General features: G+C 30.6%; 17 protein-coding genes. 3 read left to right on the top strand and 14 right to left on the bottom strand.

From position 1 onward, the window contains the following. Positions 1–24 precede the first annotated feature (24 nt). From HMPREF9131_RS02175 to HMPREF9131_RS02145, 7 genes are all read right to left on the bottom strand, one after another. Positions 25–507, bottom strand: coding sequence for a CarD family transcriptional regulator (locus HMPREF9131_RS02175; protein ID WP_004826468.1), 483 nt, complete (start codon positions 505–507; stop codon positions 25–27). Positions 508–677: 170 nt separating this feature from the next. After that, entirely contained in the window at positions 678–1,472 is a 795-nt protein-coding gene (locus HMPREF9131_RS02170) for a nitrilase-related carbon-nitrogen hydrolase (protein WP_009345093.1), read from the bottom strand. A gap of 9 nt (positions 1,473–1,481) precedes the next feature. Further along, positions 1,482–2,345, bottom strand: a complete 864-nt coding sequence (locus HMPREF9131_RS02165; RefSeq protein WP_009345112.1) for an undecaprenyl-diphosphate phosphatase — start codon at positions 2,343–2,345, stop codon at positions 1,482–1,484. 71 nt (positions 2,346–2,416) lie between these two features. Next, positions 2,417–3,778 (bottom strand): replicative DNA helicase, encoded by a 1,362-nt coding sequence (gene dnaB / locus HMPREF9131_RS02160; protein ID WP_009345129.1) that lies wholly within the window; start codon positions 3,776–3,778, stop codon positions 2,417–2,419. A 2-nt stretch (positions 3,779–3,780) separates the two neighbouring features. Then, complete coding sequence (gene rplI / locus HMPREF9131_RS02155; protein WP_009345116.1) at positions 3,781–4,227, bottom strand: 50S ribosomal protein L9; 447 nt, start codon at positions 4,225–4,227, stop codon at positions 3,781–3,783. After that, entirely contained in the window at positions 4,199–6,226 is a 2,028-nt protein-coding gene (locus tag HMPREF9131_RS02150; protein ID WP_009345123.1) for a DHH family phosphoesterase, read from the bottom strand. Before HMPREF9131_RS02150 ends, rplI begins: the two co-directional genes overlap by 29 nt. A 1-nt stretch (position 6,227) precedes the next feature. Further along, positions 6,228–7,142, bottom strand: coding sequence for a DUF2232 domain-containing protein (locus tag HMPREF9131_RS02145; RefSeq protein WP_232202573.1), 915 nt, complete (start codon positions 7,140–7,142; stop codon positions 6,228–6,230). A gap of 353 nt (positions 7,143–7,495) precedes the next feature. Between HMPREF9131_RS02145 and HMPREF9131_RS02140 the strand changes: the two genes are divergently transcribed. Then, on the top strand, positions 7,496–8,242 hold the full coding sequence (locus tag HMPREF9131_RS02140; protein ID WP_009345096.1) for an IclR family transcriptional regulator: 747 nt from the start codon (positions 7,496–7,498) through the stop codon (positions 8,240–8,242). 279 nt (positions 8,243–8,521) lie between these two features. Here HMPREF9131_RS02140 and yihA read toward each other — a convergent pair whose 3' ends face one another. From yihA to HMPREF9131_RS02105, 7 genes are all read right to left on the bottom strand, one after another. Next, a complete protein-coding gene (gene yihA / locus HMPREF9131_RS02135) occupies positions 8,522–9,118 on the bottom strand; it encodes a ribosome biogenesis GTP-binding protein YihA/YsxC (protein WP_009345100.1) in 597 nt (198 codons plus the stop codon). Next, positions 9,119–11,437 (bottom strand): endopeptidase La, encoded by a 2,319-nt coding sequence (lon, locus tag HMPREF9131_RS02130; protein WP_009345120.1) that lies wholly within the window; start codon positions 11,435–11,437, stop codon positions 9,119–9,121. A gap of 64 nt (positions 11,438–11,501) precedes the next feature. Beyond that, the gene (clpX, locus tag HMPREF9131_RS02125; RefSeq protein ID WP_004825800.1) at positions 11,502–12,731 is read right to left on the bottom strand and encodes an ATP-dependent Clp protease ATP-binding subunit ClpX; all 1,230 of its coding nucleotides are present in this window, start codon (positions 12,729–12,731) and stop codon (positions 11,502–11,504) included. 7 nt (positions 12,732–12,738) lie between these two features. Next, the gene (clpP, locus tag HMPREF9131_RS02120) at positions 12,739–13,323 is read right to left on the bottom strand and encodes an ATP-dependent Clp endopeptidase proteolytic subunit ClpP (protein ID WP_004825804.1); all 585 of its coding nucleotides are present in this window, start codon (positions 13,321–13,323) and stop codon (positions 12,739–12,741) included. A 35-nt stretch (positions 13,324–13,358) separates the two neighbouring features. Further along, positions 13,359–14,741, bottom strand: a complete 1,383-nt coding sequence (tig, locus tag HMPREF9131_RS02115; RefSeq protein WP_009345098.1) for a trigger factor — start codon at positions 14,739–14,741, stop codon at positions 13,359–13,361. A gap of 59 nt (positions 14,742–14,800) precedes the next feature. Beyond that, on the bottom strand, positions 14,801–15,022 hold the full coding sequence (locus HMPREF9131_RS02110; protein ID WP_009345094.1) for a YdbC family protein: 222 nt from the start codon (positions 15,020–15,022) through the stop codon (positions 14,801–14,803). Further along, positions 15,009–16,721, bottom strand: coding sequence for a proline--tRNA ligase (locus HMPREF9131_RS02105; protein ID WP_009345090.1), 1,713 nt, complete (start codon positions 16,719–16,721; stop codon positions 15,009–15,011). Before HMPREF9131_RS02105 ends, HMPREF9131_RS02110 begins: the two co-directional genes overlap by 14 nt. Before the next feature lie 306 nt (positions 16,722–17,027). On the opposite strand from HMPREF9131_RS02105, the gene HMPREF9131_RS02100 reads away from it, so the two are divergent. Next, the gene (locus tag HMPREF9131_RS02100) at positions 17,028–17,960 is read left to right on the top strand and encodes an ABC transporter permease (protein ID WP_009345117.1); all 933 of its coding nucleotides are present in this window, start codon (positions 17,028–17,030) and stop codon (positions 17,958–17,960) included. Continuing rightward, positions 17,960–18,994 carry an ABC transporter permease gene (locus HMPREF9131_RS02095; protein WP_009345103.1) on the top strand — a complete coding sequence of 345 codons (1,035 nt, stop codon included), beginning with the start codon at positions 17,960–17,962 and terminating at the stop codon, positions 18,992–18,994. The genes HMPREF9131_RS02100 and HMPREF9131_RS02095 overlap by 1 nt, the downstream gene beginning before the upstream one ends. Positions 18,995–18,997 lie beyond the last annotated feature (3 nt).

Raw genomic sequence — 18,997 nt, 5'->3', positions numbered from 1 at the left:
GGTTCTTATTAATAAATATTCCCCCTATCCAAAAATAGCCTCATCAACCATTGAAACAACCTCATCAACATCTTTATCAAATACTAGCGCCATTTCTGAAATTATAATAATCCTTGCTTCATTTAAAATTTTTCTCTCACCTGTAGAAAGAGATTTTTTTGAATCTAACTTTTCCAAAGATTTTATAACTCCAGCTATTTCGATCAGGTTTCCTGACTTGATTTTATCCAAGTTGAATCTGTATCGTCTGTTCCAATTTGTGGGCATTTTAAATTTTTCTTCTGAAGAAAGAATTTCTAGAACTTCCTCCATTTCACTGATTTCCATGATTTTTCTCACACCGACCTCATCGGCTTTTTTTACAGGGATCATAACTTTTAATTTATTTATAGGTAAAAGCAAAACATAGTACTCATGTTTTTTTCCTAAAATTTCCCTGTCTTCTATCGCTACAATTGTTCCCGCCCCATGCATGGGATAAACAACCTTATCGCCTATTTTAAACATTTTCTACCTCCAATACCATATTAAAGTATATCAGAAAAAGATAAAAAAGTAAAATTTTTAGTATATCATAGAAATAAAATTATTGCAAAATATATAGATAAATATTTTATATTTTTTTAATCTTATTAATATAGAAAAAAACGTGGAAAAATCCACGTTTTCTATATATTCTATAAACTTCTATTCTCTCTACTTTTTTTGTAGGGAAAATTTTTTCTTGCTTCTTTTACCAGATCTGCTTCAATAGAAAAAACCTCTACTCCTTCATCTTCGCCCATGTCGATTAAAACCTCTCCATAGGGTGATGTTATCATGGAATGAGCCCAGGCATTTTTTGAAAGTTCATTATCCCTTGCTATTGAAGGAGAAATTAAAAAGCATTGAGTATCCATAGCTCTTGCTCTGTTGCAAAGCTCCCAAAATCTTTTTCCAGTTTTTATCATAAAAGTTGAGGGCATAAAAATTACTTCTGCTCCAAAATTTACAAGACTTTGAAATAGCTCAGGAAATCTTGAATCATAACATATCAAAAGACCTGCATTTGCAAATTCAGTTTGGAATACTCCTAGAGATTTACCACCTGTAATGGTATCTGATTCCTTAAAACCTTCTATGTCAAAAAGATTTATTTTTGAATAGGAAAAAATTTCTTTGCCACAAGCATTAAATACAAAAGACTTATTATAAATTTTATCTCCGTCACTAATAGGAATAGAACCACCAACAAGATATATCCCATACCTTTTAGCAAGCTTTTTCATAAGTTCATAGGACTCTTCCCCCTCTTGCTCCTTAAATTTTGTAAAATAAGAATTTTGATAGGGGCAATTCCACATTTCAGGAAGTGCAACTACATCTGCTCCTTTTTGGCAAGCTATATCTACAAGTTCTTCCATTCTTTTTAAATTGTAATCCTTATCACCTTTAGAAGCTATCTGAATCATGCCGACCTTAAAATTTTTCATTTTTTCTCCTTATATAAACCTAATAAACAATACTAAAATTCCCAATATTATTCTATAAATCCCAAAATATGTGAAGTCATTATTTCTAATATATGATAGAAATTTTTTTATTACAATTAATGCTACAATATATGAAACTATTCCGCCAACAATAATCAAAAACCATTGCCATAAACCAAAGGAAATACCAATTTTTATAACTTTTAAAGCCGTTGCTCCTAACATAGTTGGGATTGCAAGATAAAAGGAAAATTTTGCAGCTGATGTTCTTGAGCATCCAAGTAACATAGCTCCAATTATTGTCGCTGCAGACCTTGAAGTGCCTGGTACCATAGCTAAGCATTGAAATACACCAATAAAAAATGCTGTTTTCAAAGAAATATCATCTAAATCATTATACTTAAAATAGGAATCTTTATTCTTTTTTTCCATTAAAATAATAATTATCCCATAAAAAATAAGGGCTATAGATACAGTAACTTCATTAAATAAATACTTGTCAATTAAATCATCAAATAAAAATCCCAATACTGCTGCTGGTAAAAAACCTATTATTATTTTTGCTAAGAGTCGCATAGTTGGCATATCTCTTAATTTCCATTTGTCCTTTAAAGATAAGCTTTTATATTTATCCCCAACTTTTTCTTGTATCTTATATTTTCCTATAGGGTTTAAATCATTAAAATATAAATACAAAACAGATAATATTGCTCCTAATTGAATTATTACAAAAAATGCATTAGAAAATTCCTTGGGACTAAGCTCAATAAATTTTCCAAAAAGAATTAAATGTCCTGTTGATGAAATAGGTAAAAATTCTGTCAAGCCTTCAACTATTCCAAGAATTAAAACTTTAAATAAATCAAAAATCATACTAACCTCCATAGTGAATAATTATACCATTAGCATAAAATTTTACATAGTGTTTAACGAAAAAAAGGAGGTTACTCCCCTCCTCTTTCTAAATTTAAAAACTTTGTATATTCTTTTTTAAATACCAGCTCTACAGTTCCTGTAGGACCATTTCTATGTTTAGCAATTATAAGTTCACCAATATTTGGCTTTTCAGATTCCTCTTTATTGTAATACTCATCCCTGTATAAGAACATAACAACATCTGCATCTTGTTCAATTGCTCCAGATTCTCTCAAATCAGAAAGAATAGGTCTGTGGTCGCTACGAAGTTCGGGCGCTCTGGAAAGTTGTGACAAAGCTATTACTGGTACATCTAATTCTTTTGCTATTGCCTTTAGATTTCTAGAGATTGTTGAGATTTCTTGTTGCCTTGATTCAACCCTTCCAGACATCTGCATCAGTTGCAAATAATCTATAACAATAAGGTCAAGACCCTTTTCAACTTTCATTCTCCTACACTTAGCCTTTAATTCTAAAGGGCTTATAGCAGCCGTATCATCTATTTCTATTTTTAAATCAGATATAATTGGCATTGCATTAATTATTTTTGTCCACTCATCTTCATTAATATCTCCAGAAATAACTTTTTGCAAATCTACGTGTGCATTTGATGAAATTACTCTTTGTACTAGTTGATTTTTGCTCATTTCCAAAGAAAATATCGCCACCCTAGCATCATTTTTTAAAGCAGCATTTGTAGCAATATTTACCATTAGAGCTGTTTTTCCCATTGAAGGTCTAGCTGCAATTAAAACTAAATCTGATTTTTGAAGTCCTGAAAGTTTTCTATCTAAATCTACAAAACCAGTTGATAAGCCTGTAAGTCCACCAGGATTTTGTGCTCTTTGTTCCATTTGACTAAAAGAATCAAGTACAATATCTCTAATGTTTACAAGTCCATGTCTATTAGAATCTTCATTAATTTCGAAAATACTTTTTTCTGCAAGTTCAATTAAACTTGACGCAGCTGCCTGTGGTGAATAAGCCTTTGTTATGACTTTTGAAGAAGAATCTATTAATTTTCTTAAAATAGACTTTTCTTTAATGATGTTTAAATAATATCTTGAATTTGAAACCGCTGCAACTGATGAAGAAATATCAGCTAAATATACGCTTCCACCTACTTCTTCCAAAGAATCAGTTCTTAATAATTCTTCTGATAAAGTTACCACGTCGCAGGCTTCATTTCTGTTGTATATAGATAATATGGAAGAATAAATTTTTTGGTGAGCAGGAGAATAAAAATCTTCTACTGAAATTATTTCAATAGATAAAGTAATTGCCTCTTTAGACAAAAGCATTGCCCCAAGAGCTGAAGTTTCAGCATCATTATTGTGGGGTGGGATTCTTAAATTTTCCGTATCCAAATTATTTAATTCCATATCTTCCATTTTTATTCACCATCAACTTCAACTTTTATATTTGCAACTATTTTAGGATATAATTTTATTTCAATATTTTTTATCCCTATAGATTTTATATTTTCTGCAAGATCTATTTTTTTCTTATCTATCTGAACATTGTAATGCTTTTTTATTTGATCAGCTATATCTTTTGAGGTAATAGCTCCAAATAATTTTCCACCATCACCTGCTTTAGCAGTGATTAATATTTTCTTACTTTCTAACTTTTTCTTAAGTTCCAAAGCTTGTTTTCTGTTTTCCTTTTCATTTTCTTCTTCTATTCTTTTTTCTTCTTGCCATTTTGCTAAATTTTCTTTAGTTGCTTCAATGGCAATTTTCATTGGGATTAAGAAATTTCTAGCATATCCATCCTTGGCATTAATTAAATCCCCACTTTTTCCTAAATCTTTATGGTCTTTTATTAGAATTATTTTCATCTTTATTCTCCTTATTTTCTTCCATGTATTCATTAATAGCATCTGTTAATTTTTTCTCTGCTACTTCAAAATCCTTGGTGTCGAGCTGAGCTCCAGCCATATTCAAATGACCTCCACCACCAATTTTTTCTAAAATTAACTGAACAGAAACAACTTCACCCCTAGACCTTCCAGAAATATGAATTTTATCTTTCGATAAAGTCATAACAAAAGAAGCGTCAATACCATTAATTTCAAGAAGTGCATCTGCAGATTGAGCTGCAACTAAAACTGAATTGTCAAGTTCTTTCTCAAATTTTGCTACAGCAATATTTCCGCCAATTATTTTTGCAGACTGAATAACTTCAGCCCTATATATCATAGTTGAAAAATCATCTTCAAAAAGCGCCTTAACTTTTGTCATGTCTGCTCCTGCTCTTCTCAAAGTTGAAGCAGCTTCAAAAGTTCTAACTCCTGTTTGGAAAGAGAAATTTTTCGTATCTACAACAATACCACTCATTAATGCATCAGCTTCAAAATGAGTTAAGTTTAAGTCATCTGACATATATTCAAGCATTTCTGTAATTAATTCACAAGTAGATGAAGCATAGGGCTCAACATATGTCAATACAGGATTTTTAACAAATTCTCCGCCACGCCTGTGATGGTCAATTACTACAACCTGAGTTGTTCCATTTAATAGTTTGGGACATTCTGTAAAAGATGGTTTGTGATTATCTACAAGTATTAGCAATGAAGAATTTTTAATACTTGACAGAGCCTCATCTCTAGAAACAATTTTTCTATAAGTTTCAGGCTCCTCTTTCTTCATTCTTTTTATTAAATTATCTATAGATGGATTTGATTGTTCTAAAACAATAAAACCATCCTTATTTCTATTTAAAGTCGCCCTAAGAACACCTATTGCTGCACCTATTGCATCCATATCAGCATTTATATGGCCCACAACATAAACATTTTCTGATCTATCAATTAATTGTCTTAAAGCTTCACCAATTACCCTAGCTTTTACTTTATTTCTTTTTTCTACAGCCTTCGATTTTCCACCAAAGAATTCATAGTTATCTGAAACTTTTATGACAGCTTGATCTCCACCACGTCCTAAAGCTATATCCAAACAGGAATCTGCTTCAACATTAGCCGCCTTAAAATTAAGACCGATTGAAGATGTCCCAATGGATAAGGTAATAGGCATAGAGTTTTCTCTATTTAATTCTCTTAAATCATCAAGAATATCAAATCTTTTTTCCCTGATATCAAGGAAAGATTTATAATCTAAAATAACCAAATAAGAATCTTCATTGTATTTTCTAAATAAAGCATCGTACTGTTCAAAATATGATCTTATTGTTGAGTCAATAGCTGCGATTAATTGTGGTTTATTAGCTGATGGAGTGGAATCCATAGCTTCATCATAATTATCTACTTCTAATTTAACAACTATAGGATACTCATTTGTATATTTTTTCTTTAGCTCAAAATAAGCTGAATTGTTTACGAAATAAAATAAAATTACCTTATCTCTTCCACCTTTTGACTTAGATGTGTCACAAATATTTACATAAGCTCTATAGTAATCCATAGCAATATTTACATCAAAGGATTTTTTATCATCATCCTTTAAAATATTTTTGAAATCAACGTCTTTAATAAAATCATCAATATTCTCATTCATAAGTTCCATATCTTCAAAAAGATTTAGAAAATGAGTGTTGTACCAAATAATAATTCCTTTTTCATCTGTAACAACAAGCGGATGAGGCATATTAAATATTGCTGTCTTAGTTAATGAATCAAAGTCCTCATCTAAATTTTCCACATATTTTTTATTATCTTCATTTTTCTTTTCAATAGATTTGTAGGTGATTATAATAATGTAAATAAAAATTAGAAATAGGCCAAGACCTGCTTGAATTTTATATAGACCAGCTACAACAATTGCTATAAGGCCAAAAATCATATAGGCAGCAAAATCTTTCATTGAAAAATCATTTTTCATATTACACACCTATCTTTCTAAAATCTATAAACAAATCTACTGCGCCTAAAAATATAAATAGCATTTGCAAGAATGGAAAAGTTAGACTAACAATTATAATAATAGTTTGCAAAAATCTACTAATCTTCATAGAAGTCATGAAAAACTTTATAATTGCTAGACCTTCAACAAAGAGTAAAAATAAAAGAATAAACAATAAGTTTTTATAAATAATCTCTGTTCCCTGTGGAAATTTCAATAGATATAAAACACCAATAGTCGCAAAGCCTAAAAAAATAACCTCTTTTGGTATCTTAATAAATTCCAAAGATGGTGGACCTATAATTATTCTTCCCTTTGCAAACATAGTCCTGACAACTGAAATATATACTATATAAGAAAAAACCAAAGATGAAATAATAAGGTAAGATGGTGCCATTTGCAAGAAAGTATAATACAAGTTTGAAACTCTTGATGTGATATCAAAAATTTCAGTATCTGCAAGACCGACTTCACTTCCTATATTGGTATAAATGTTGATTAATCCCTCAAGAGTTTTTTTAGAATTTAAAACCTCTGAATTAATACCAAAAGAAACCAGTAAAACTATAACGGATGCAAAAAATGAAATTGCACCAGCTATAAAGATATGAGTTCTTGACCTTCTACTCGTAATCATATAATGGAAAACCAAAATTAAGGGTCCGAAAATTGTAAATACAACAAAACCATCTATAGGATTAAAAATTGCACCTAAAAGCACACAAACCCCTATAAATATTCCCATAATTTTAAGGATTCCCTCCTTAATGGATTCTACAATATACATCGAAGGGAAAAAAATATATAAAAATGGAAACACTACACCACATAAGGCTAAAAGAATTGATTTAATAGCCAACATGAGTAAATCTCCATAGTTCTTTTTATCTTCCAAAGAATCAACTCCTCCAACATATTTTACCATACCAGTACAAGTTTATACAAGAATACAGATTTTCAAAAAGACGGAAAATTAGAGAAAAAGAAATATTATTTAATAATATTCCATGTCTAAAAATAAATTTAAAGATTTTTCTACAAAACATTTCATAAATTAACTTTAAAATATAAAAAACTTATAATAAGTTTAAAAAACTAAAGTTAAATTTGCAATTAATGAATTAATTTTTTTCACTGACTAAGAGTATATTAATTTTACCCATATATAATTAAAAAATATAAAAATTTAAGCATTATATTATGAAATACATTCCACTTTATGATATAATATATTTGAGGAGTGATAGTATGATTCAAAGCTTGGTTAAAGCTGCAAATGTTTTGAATTTTTTAAGAACTGAAAATAGAGAACTTACAATAGCTGAAATTTCAGAACATTTAGATTTGCCTCCCTCAACAGCCCACAGAATATTGAGAACCCTGATTTCTGTAAAATATGTTTACAAGGATGAAAAAACTCATTTATATTCTTTAGGTTCTGGACTTATACCCTTGGGATTTTCAGCAACAGCATTTGTAAATCCTCAAAGAGAAACTTCAGACGTTTTAAAAGAATTATCATTACAAACTGGCGAGGATTCTTTTTTGATTATAAAAAGTGGTAGAAAGGGGCTAGTAATTTCAAAAGTAGAAGGAAAACACCCTCTAAAAATAGTAGAAAATTTTGGATACGAAATTGACCTTCATTGGGGAGCAATAAGAAAAGTTATCTTGGCTTTCCAAAGCAAAGAATTTATAGATAAATATATAAGTGAAGGTTTGTCCGACAATCTTAACGGAAAAGTTGATGTTGAAAAATTAAAAAAAGAATTAGAAGAAATCAGAAAAAATATGGTATCAACATCTAATTCCGACTATATCACGAATGCAGCAGGAATAGGGGCACCCGTTTTTAATTATAACGGTGAACTCCTAGGAGCTTTAGGAATAGTTTTGCCTAAAGAAAGAATGACTGAAGAAAACAAAGAAAGTTTTATAAATTCTGTAAAATCTTGTGCTGAAAAGCTTTCAAAAAATATTGGTTACACAAATTAAGCTTACTAATTAAATTTTTTATATACTCAAAAACACCCTCCTAATATTAGGGGGGTGTTTTATAAGCTTCACCATAAAGTTTTCACCAATACTAGATTTCGCATTAAAACTCACTTTGGCATTTTTTAATCTTTTAATTATTAATGTTTCTCTTTTCAAATTTCTTTAGACATAATCTTTTTTAATCGCTTATTAAATAGCTTAATAATATAATTTAATATTTAAAATTTATATAAATTTTTAATTATATATATTAATTACTACAAATCAAAATTCCCTCTAAGCCTTTTTAAATTTAATTATATCTTCCAATATATACCACAATTCATCAACTTCATCTTTATCAACAGAAGAAAATGGTATTATATTTTCTTTTACTGGAGCTTTCAATTTTCTTGCTATATTATCTATATTTTTCTTCACCGAGCTTTTTGATATTTTATCTTTTTTTGTTGCTATAACTATTCCCGAAAATCCTGAAGCTAACAGATAATCATACATCTGTAGATCAAGCTGTGTTGGGTCATGTCTAATATCAACTAAAAGTATTGTTTCTAAAAGATTTTCTCTGGTTTCTAAATATTCATTTATTATATTTGCCCAGCTATCTTTTTCTTTTTTTGAAACTTTTGCATATCCGTATCCCGGTAAATCCACAAGCCTTAAATCCTCATTAACCTTGTAAAAATTAATAGTTCGTGTTTTTCCTGGTGTTGAAGAAGTTCTAGCAAGATTTTTTCTTCCCAGCATTGCATTTATAAAAGATGATTTACCTACGTTTGACCTGCCTGCAAAAGCAAATTCAGGCAAATTATTTGCTGGATAAGTTTCTTTTTTTACTGTTACTTTTTCTAAATCTGATATCTTTACTTTCATTTAATCACCTAGACTAATTTTTGCAACATCTTCCATTGACGATATTGGAATTATTTCAAGATTTTTAATTGCATCGTCTTCAATTTCTTCTAAATCTCTCTTGTTTTCCATAGGAATTAAAACTTTTTTAACACCAAATCTTTCTGCTGCTAATAATTTTTCTTTTAAGCCCCCAATAGGCAAAACTTTTCCTCTTAAGGTTATTTCTCCTGTCATTGCAATATCTCTGTACACTTTTTTATTACTCAATGCAGATAATACTGCTGTTGTTATTGTTATTCCGGCTGAAGGTCCATCCTTTGGAACAGCTCCTTCAGGAACGTGAATGTGTATATCCTTTGTTTTTCTAAATGTAGGGTCTATGTTGAAATTTTCTGCATTAGAAGCAATATAAGAAATACCAGCTATAGCTGATTCTTTCATTACATCGCCCAAAGAACCTGTAAGTGTTATTTTACCAGAACCCTCCATTATTGTTGCTTCAATTGAGAGAGTTGTTCCTCCAACCGCTGTCCATGCTAGTCCATTGACAATTCCTACTTCATCTTTTTTTGAAACTTCATCTATTAAAAATCTCTTTTCACCTAAAAAGTTTTTAACATTTCTTGTTGTTACAACAATTGAGTCAAATTTATCATCTTCTACTACTTTTAATGCAGCTTTTCTTGCAATCTTTGAAATTTCTTTTTCCAAGGACCTCACACCTGCTTCTCTAGTGTAAAAATCTATAATATCCCTTATAGCCCTATCTGAAATTTTTATTTGGTTTTTCTTTAGTCCATTTTCTTCAAATTGTTTTGGTACCAAATATTTTTTAGCTATATTAAATTTTTCATTTGGTGTATAACCACCTAAATTTATCACTTCCATCCTATCTAAAAGCGGACGTGGAATTGTTGATGTTGTATTTGCTGTTGCTATGAAAAATACATTTGATAGATCAAAGGGTAATTCCAAATAGTGGTCTGTAAATGTTGAATTTTGTTCAGGATCTAACACCTCTAACAAGCCACTTGCAGGATCACCTCTATATGAATTTCCAATCTTATCTATTTCATCAAATAAAAATACTGGATTCTTTGTTTTAGCTTTTCTGATAAGAGAAATTATTCTTCCTGGCATGGATCCAATATATGTCCTTCTGTGGCCTCTTATTTCAGCTTCATCAGTAACTCCTCCAAGGCTCATTCTAACAAAATTTCTATTTAGAGCATCTGCAACAGATTGTGCAATAGAAGTTTTTCCTACTCCAGGTGGTCCAACAAGGCAAAGTATGGGACCTTTTAAATCATTTCCTGCCAATTTTTTAACTGCAATAAATTCCAAAATTCTTTCTTTTACAGTTTTTAAACCGTAATGGTTTTTATCAAGAATTTTTCTTGCCTTAGACAAATTAATTTTTGATTTCTTTTCTTCCATCCAAGGAAGTTCTAAAATCCAATCTAAATAATTCACGCCTACTGAATATTCAGGTGACATTGAGTTTGTATTTTCAAGTTTTTTAACTTCTTTTAAAGCTTTTTCCCTTACCTCATCAGGCAAGTTTTTTTCTTTAATAAGTCTTTTATATTTTGAAATTGTTTCCTCTTCTTCCTCGTCATCACCAAGTTCTTTGTGGATTATTTTTAATTGTTCCTTTAAATAATACTCTCTTTGAATCTTATTCATCTTTGTTTTTACTTGATTATCAATGTTTTTTTCTATAGATAATACTTCTATTTCCCTTTTCATAATTGCATGGAAATTAACAAGTCTTTCGTAAACATCAACTGATTCAAGAATTTTTTGACTATCTTTTAATTTTAAATTCAAATAGGAACAAGCAGTATCAACAAGCCTTCCCGGTGTTGAAGAATCAACCGCTGACTGTAAAAGACCAGGTATTAATCTGTCATCAAGCTCTCCATAAGAATATATATCAGATTCCACTAATCTCAAGGCCGCTTCAATGTCTTTATTTCCTTCCGAAACTTCCTCTTCTTCAAAAACTTCAATTTCTGCTTGTAAATATCCATCTTCTTCATTAAGAGAAATCATCCTTGCTCTTTCAATTCCTTCTACTAAAACTCTAACAATACCTCCTGGCACTTTTAGTATCTGCTTTACCTCAGCTATAGTTCCATATTTATAAATATCGTCAATTTTTGGTTCTTTAACCATCGAGTCTTTTTGACTTGCCAGAAAAATTTTTGAATCATGAAGTTCTGCATTTTCAACCGCATTTATAGATATTTCTCTCCCACAATCAAAATGAGTAACACTTTTAGGAAATATGACTAAATCCCTCATGGGAATCATAGGTATTTTTAATGTTTCCATATAGTTTCCTTTCTATTAAAAAAACCTTGCATTGCAAGGTTTATCATTTTATATTAAAAAGTTGCTACTGAGCTTTCTTTTTAATTAACTTTGGCGCTTCTTTTCCTTCAACTGAAGCCTTAGTAACTTCTACTCCCACTACATCTTCTCTTGATGGAACTTCATACATAATGTTCATTATTGTATTTTCAATAACACCTCTTAAACCTCTGGCTCCAGCCTTTTTTTCTATAGCTTTTTTTGCTATATCTCTTAAAGCATCATCATCAAAAATTAAATCAACATTGTCTAATTTCATAAGTTCCTTATATTGTTTAACTAAAGCATTTTTTGGTTTAGTTAAAATTTCCACTAGAGCATCTTCATCAAGTTCTTCCAAAGTAATAGTTACTGGTAATCTACCTATAAGTTCAGGTATTAAGCCGAATTTCAAAAGATCTTCAGTTTCCACTTTTTTAAGAATAGCTTTTCTTTCAATATTCTTATCATAAATTGCAGCTTCAAAACCCATAGATGATTTCATAGTTCTTTGCTCAATAATCTTTTCTAAACCGTCAAAAGCTCCTCCAACAATAAATAAGATATTTGTAGTATCTACTTGAATAAACTCTTGATTAGGATGTTTTCTGCCTCCTTGTGGAGGAACATTAGCAACAGTACCCTCAATAATTTTTAAAAGAGCCTGTTGAACACCTTCTCCTGAAACATCCCTTGTTATTGAGACATTTTCAGATTTTCTTGCAATCTTATCAATTTCATCTATATATATTATTCCCTTTTCAGCTCTTTCTATATCATAATCAGCATTTTGTATTAATTTTAATATAATATTTTCAACATCTTCACCTACATAACCAGCTTCTGTCAATGTTGTGGCATCACATATAGCAAAAGGCACATGAAGAAGTTTAGCTAATGTTTGAGCTAAAAGTGTTTTACCACTTCCAGTAGGTCCAATCATTAAAATATTAGATTTTTGAAGCTCAATATCTGAATTTTCGATTTTCTTATTAGAATTTATTCTTTTATAGTGATTATATACAGCTACTGCTAAAGCTTTTTTTGCTGATTCCTGTTTTACTACATATGAATCTAGTATATGTTTTATCTGTGCAGGTTTTGGTAAATCAAAGTTTTCAGTATCATCACTATTCAATTCATTTGCTAAAATATTGTTGCACAAGTCCACACATTCGTTACATATTGAAACATTTGGACCGGCAATAAGTCTTTTAACCTGATTTTGTGTTTTTCCACAAAAAGAACATCTTAAGACTTTTTCTGTTGTCTCCATTAATACCTCATTCTCTGTTTTCTATTACCTTATCAATCAATCCGTATTCTTTCGCTTCATTAGCATCAAGCCAAAAATCCCTGTCAGCATCTCTTTCAATCTTTTCTAATTTTTGACCAGTATTTTTTGCTAATATTTGGTTTAAAGATTTTCTTGTCTTTAAGATCTTTTCAGCCGTAATCTGAATATCTGTAGCCATACCTTGAGTGCCGCCACTTGGTTGGTGAATCATAATATCTGAGTTGGGTAGGGCAAATCTTTTACCCTTTGCTCCTGATGATAGAAGTATAGCGCCCATTGATGCTGCCATCCCTATGCATATAGTTGAAACATCAGGTTTAATATATTGCATAGTATCATAAATTGCAAGTCCAGCACTTACACTTCCTCCAGGTGAATTAATATAAAGTTGAATATCCTTATTGGGGTCTTCAGACTCTAAAAATAAAAGTTGGGCTACTATTAAATCAGCCATTGTATCATTAACTTCACCTGATGCAAATATTATTCTATCTTTCAAAAGTCTTGAATAAATATCATAAGACCTTTCACCACGATTTGTTTGTTCAACTACCATAGGCACAAGTGCCATAAAATCACCTTTCTTTTTAATTAATTCTTAAAATTTTATTTATTTTCTTCTTCTGTAAGTTTTTCTATTTCTTCTTTTGCAAGTTTAGCCTTTTGTGCTTCTTCTTCGCTTAATTTTTTAGGTTCAACTAATTTAGCACTTTCAAGAATAATATCAACAGCCTTTCTCTTAGCTAAATCATCTCTTATTTGTTCTTTATTTTCGTTAAGCATATAAGATCTCATTTTTTCCATATGTTCCTTGTCGTCTTTGAAATAATCTTCAACTACTTCATTAACTTCTTTTTCCACATCTTCATCAGAAATCCTGATATTTTCAGCCTTAACAAGAGCATCTAAAGCTAAATCATTTTTAACAGTATTTTTTGCTCCTTCTTTTAGAGATTCTCTCATAGCTTCAATTGAAGAACCTGTCATCTTTATATAATCATTTAAAGAAATTCCTTGACCCATTAAGCTTCTTTCATAATTTTGAAGTATTTCGTCAATTTGTCTATTTACCATTACTTCTGGAACTTCAACTTCTGCAATTTCTCCCAATTTTTCAACGATTCTTCTTTGCTTTTCCATTTTTGCATTGACATCATACTCTTCTTGCTTATTTTTTCTTATATCTTCTTTATATTCTTCAAGAGTATCAAATTCTGAAATATCTTTAACAAATTCATCATCTAGTTTAGGAAGTTCTTTATAAGAAATACCATTTAATTTGATTTCAAACTTAGCTTCTTTACCCTTAAGATTTTCGTCACGATAGTCTTCGGGGAATTTAACATTAATATCAAATTCTTCTCCAACTTTATGTCCGATAATTTGGTCTTCAAAGCCTTCAATAAAGGCACCGCTACCAAGTTCAAGATTATGACCCTTATCTTCTCCGCCTTTGAAATATTCACCATCACAAGAACCTTTGTAGTCAATATTTACGCTATCTCCTTTTTGGGCAGCCCTATCATCAACATTAATGATTCTTGCATTTTTTTCTCTCTCGTTTTCGACTTCTTGCATTACTACTTCGTCAGTAACTTCCATTGTAGGATCTTCGATTTCAAGTCCCTTATATTCACCTAATTTTGCTTCAGGTTTAACATCAACTTTTACATTGACAATTAAATCTTCTCCATCTTTTCTTTCTTCAGGAATATCAATATTTGGTTGGTCAATTACATCAAGCTTTAATTCTTTAACAGCTTTTGCATACACTTCTGGAAGGATTTCATTTATTGCATCTTCAAGGAATACATCCTTGCCATACATATTTTCAATTAATTTTCTTGGTACATGTCCCTTACGAAATCCTGGTACTTGTAAACTCTTTTTATTCTTCTTATAAACTTCAGTTTCTGCATCCTTTATATCTTTATCTTTTAACACTAAGTCAAAGCTCACTGTATTTTTTTCTTTACTTTTAATCTCCATTTATTTCCTCCTAAACTATCAATAAAAATTATTATATCATTTTTTCTCAAAAAAATATATTAAAACCCTTTAACTTTCAATATACCGATAAGATTTTCAAATTCTTCATCATTCAATGTGACACCCTTAGACATTTTTAAATGATCTTGGTCCCAACTTCTAATATCATACTTTGCAGGTCTACCACCAAAAGACACTTTATTTATTTCTTTAGTCCAACCTTTAGCATCTTCAGATAAAACACCTAAATGTTCAACTATTTCAAATTTAAAGTCTGCCATCATATACCTCTTTTATCGCACTTTCTATAGCACTTTGAGATGAAATTTCGCTGTTTTTCATTTCTTTTCTTAAAGAATATTCAACAACATCATCACTAGCTTTTTTGCCAACAGTTATTCTTACAGGAATACCTATAAGATCTCTGTCCTTGAATTTAACACCAGCTCTTAAATCTCTATCATCTATCAATACTTCAATACCCTTTTCTTGAAGACTCTTATAAATTTTTTCTCCAAGTTCTTTTTGTTCTTCATTATTAGGGTTAATAACAGTAACTATACATTCATATGGTGCCGTAGCTACAGGCCAAATTATTCCATTTTCATCATAATTTTGTTCCACAATAGCTGCTACAGTTCTTGTTATACCAATTCCATAAGAACCCATATAAAAATATTGTGCCTTGCCATTTCTATCTAAATAAGTTGCATTCAAAGATTTAGAATACTTAGTACCTAATTGGAAGATATTTCCAACTTCAATACCTCTTGCAAATTTATACTCATCACAAGTCCCTGGAATTAAATCCCCTTGTTCGACTAATAAAAGATCTCCTGCAACTTCTCCATTAAAATCTCTTCCATAATTTGCGTTAATATAATGATAATTTTCTTCATTAGAACCAATAACTAAATTGTCTATATCTTTTAATGAAGCATCAACCAAAACTTTGACATCTTCTTTCAATTCAATAGGACCTGTAAAACCAGGGCAAGAACCAATATTTAAAATTTCTTTATCATTCATCATCCTAACCTTATGTTCAGCTACCTTTAAAATAGAAACTAACTTTATAAGATTTAACTGCCTATCTCCAGGAATCAAGACAATATAAGGCTTATCTTCAATCATTAAATCAACAGCTTTTGCGCATCTTCCCTTTTCAATATTTAAAAATTTTGATACATCATCAATGCTAGAACAATTAGGTGTATAAACTTTTTCTAACTCTTTTTTATCTTCTTTTTGGGGAGCTTTATACTCAACAGGAGCTTTCTCATCAGTTGCACCATATTTTCCATTTTCAGAAAATACAATAACCCCTTCTCCAGATTCTGCAAGAGCTATAAATTCATGAGAACCTGAACCACCCATAGCTCCGTTGTCACCCTCAACAATCTTATAATTAAGCGATAGCCTATCAAAAACTTTTTCATAGGCTCTATACATATTCATATAAGATTTTTCCAAGCCCTCTAAATCTTCATCAAAAGTATAGGCATCCTTCATTGAAAACTCCCTGGCACGATTAATACCGAATCTAGGTCTTTTTTCATCTCTATATTTAGTTTGAATTTGATATAAGTTTAAAGGTAAATCCTTATAAGAATTGACTTCATCTTTAATAAGAGTAGTAAAATATTCCTCAGCAGTTGGACCTAAGCAAAAATCTCTGTCATGTCTGTCTTTTAGTTTAAACATTTCTGGACCATATTTTTCCCATCTTCCAGAATCTTCCCAAATTTCACGAGGCTGAATAGCACTCATCAATATTTCTTGGGAACCGCACCTATCCATCTCTTCTCTTACAATATTTTCTATCTTTCTAACAACTCTATAACCTAGAGTTAAATAAGTATAAATCCCGCTTGCACTTTTCCTTATAAATCCTCCACGCAACAAAAATTTATGAGAAACTATTTCCGCATCTTGCGGGTCTTCTCTTAATGTCGGCATGTATAGTTTTGATAATCTCATATAACCTCCCCATATGTAAAGTATTATAATATTATATAAAATTTTTTCAAATAAAACGAGCATAATAAAAAAGTTCAATTTGAACTTCGGCTTTCTCTATTATACTATAAATTTTAAAATTTTAAACATTATGGAGAAAATCTACAAAAATTTTTTGCAATTTTTCACAAATTTTTTTAATAAATAAGCGTAATTTTTCACATTTGCTAAATGTCTAGTTAAACACTAGGTTTTAATTGTCTTGTAATTAACTAATAGCCGATATATAATTAATAGAATAAAGTAATATATTGAAAGGAGAGGATCATGGGAAAGTATATAATAACTAGAATTTTGCAATCTTTTTTGGTACTTATCTTAGTAGCAACAATTACATTTTTACTTATGAACATGGTACCAGGAAGCCCATTTCTTAGTGAAAAACCCCCATCCCCTGAAGTCATGGAACAACTTAACAAAAAATATGGTTTGGATAAACCTTTAAGTGTTCAGCTTAAAAAGTATTTAATAAATACTTTAAAATTAGACTTCGGAGTATCTTTAAAAATGCAAAAAAATAGACCTGTAATTGAAATTCTTAAGGAAATGTTTCCAACCAGTGCCAAAATTGGTCTAATAGCACTTAGTTGGTCAATCCTTGTCGGCTTACCTTTAGGGTGTTTAGCTGCTTATCACAGAGGTGATGGTGTTGACTCGTTTTTAAGAGTTTTGACTACAATTGGTATATCGGTACCAGGATTCGTTGTGGCAACACTTCTTCTTATATTTTTTGGTGTAAAACTAAAAGTTTTACCCACCATGGGTCTTGGTAAAGTTTCGGCTTATGTCTTGCCTTGCTTTTCATTAGGATTTAATCCAATGTGTTATATAGCAAGACTTTCAAGATCTTCAATGCTTGATGTAATAAACCAAGACTATATAAGAACTGCTAGAGCAAAGGGTGTTCCTGCAAGTAAAATTTTATTTAAACACGCTTTAAGAAATGCTTTTATTCCTGTATTAACATATTTAGGACCCTTGACAGCCTCAATTTTATGTGGTTCTTTTGTTGTCGAAAGTGTATTTTCTTTACCAGGTATGGGAAGATATTTCATAAATTCAATTTTAAATAGAGATTATCCTATTATTATGGCTACAACAATATTTTTTGCAGCTCTCGTTATTTTTATGAATTTGGTTGTAGACATTCTGTATAAATTTGTAGACCCAAGAATAGATATTACAAAGGGGGGTAACTAATGGAAAATCTTACTAAATTTTTTTCACTTCAAACAACCCCTGAAGATTTAGGGTTTGAAATTTTGGATAACGATTTTCTAAAAGCAGATTCTCAGGATAAGAAATCTTTTATTACTAAAAGACCTTCTGTTTCCTATTGGGCAGATGCTTGGAGAAGATTAAAAGAGAATAAAGTTGCAATGGTTGCTCTTGGTTTTTTAATAATTGTAATAATTTTTGCTTTTATTGGACCTTACTTCGTAAAAGGTGATTATACAACTCAATTCCGTGGAGATGAAAATTTATATCCATCATTAAAATACCCTTTTGGTACAGACAAGTTAGGTAGAAACATTTTGACTAGAACTATGTATGGAACTCGTGTTTCCTTAATAGTTGGTGTGTTTGCTTCCTTAATCGTTCTTATAATTGGATCTTTATACGGAGCTATTTCAGGCTACTTTGGTGGCAAAATTGACCTAGTCATGATGAGAATAATAGACCTTGTCTATTCAGTACCTGATGTTTTGGTAGTTATTCTAATATCAATCGGTATAAATGAGCCTCTGAGATCTTGGGTAAATAATTCTCACTCAGCTTTTGCTCAAAAATTATCAACTCTTGGACCGGCACTGATATCAATATTTATAGCCTTTGGACTTTTATACTGGGTAGGAATGGCAAGAGTTATCAGAGGACAAGTCTTAATGTTAAAACAACAAGAATTTGTTATGGCTGTTAATGCCTTAGGTGGTAGCAAATGGAGAATAATTAGACGCCATTTATATCCAAACTGTATAGGACAAATAATAGTAATGACAGCAATGCAAATACCATCCGCTATATTCTTGGAATCTTTCCTATCTTTCTTAGGTATAGGAGTTCAAGCTCCCATGACTTCCCTTGGAGCTATGGCTGCGGATGCCCTTGGTGGAATTTATTCCTTTGCATACAGACTTATAATTCCTTCAATTATATTGTCACTTATGATACTTTCACTAAATCTTTTCAGTGATGGCTTAAGAGATGCACTAGACCCAAGACTTAAAAAGTAGGTG

This window comes from Peptoniphilus sp. oral taxon 836 str. F0141 (genome assembly GCF_000179335.1).
Taxonomy (GTDB): domain Bacteria; phylum Bacillota; class Clostridia; order Tissierellales; family Peptoniphilaceae; genus Peptoniphilus_A; species Peptoniphilus_A lacrimalis.
The sequence above is the reverse complement of the archived record's forward strand: the minus strand, read 5'-3'. Positions and strand labels throughout refer to the sequence as shown.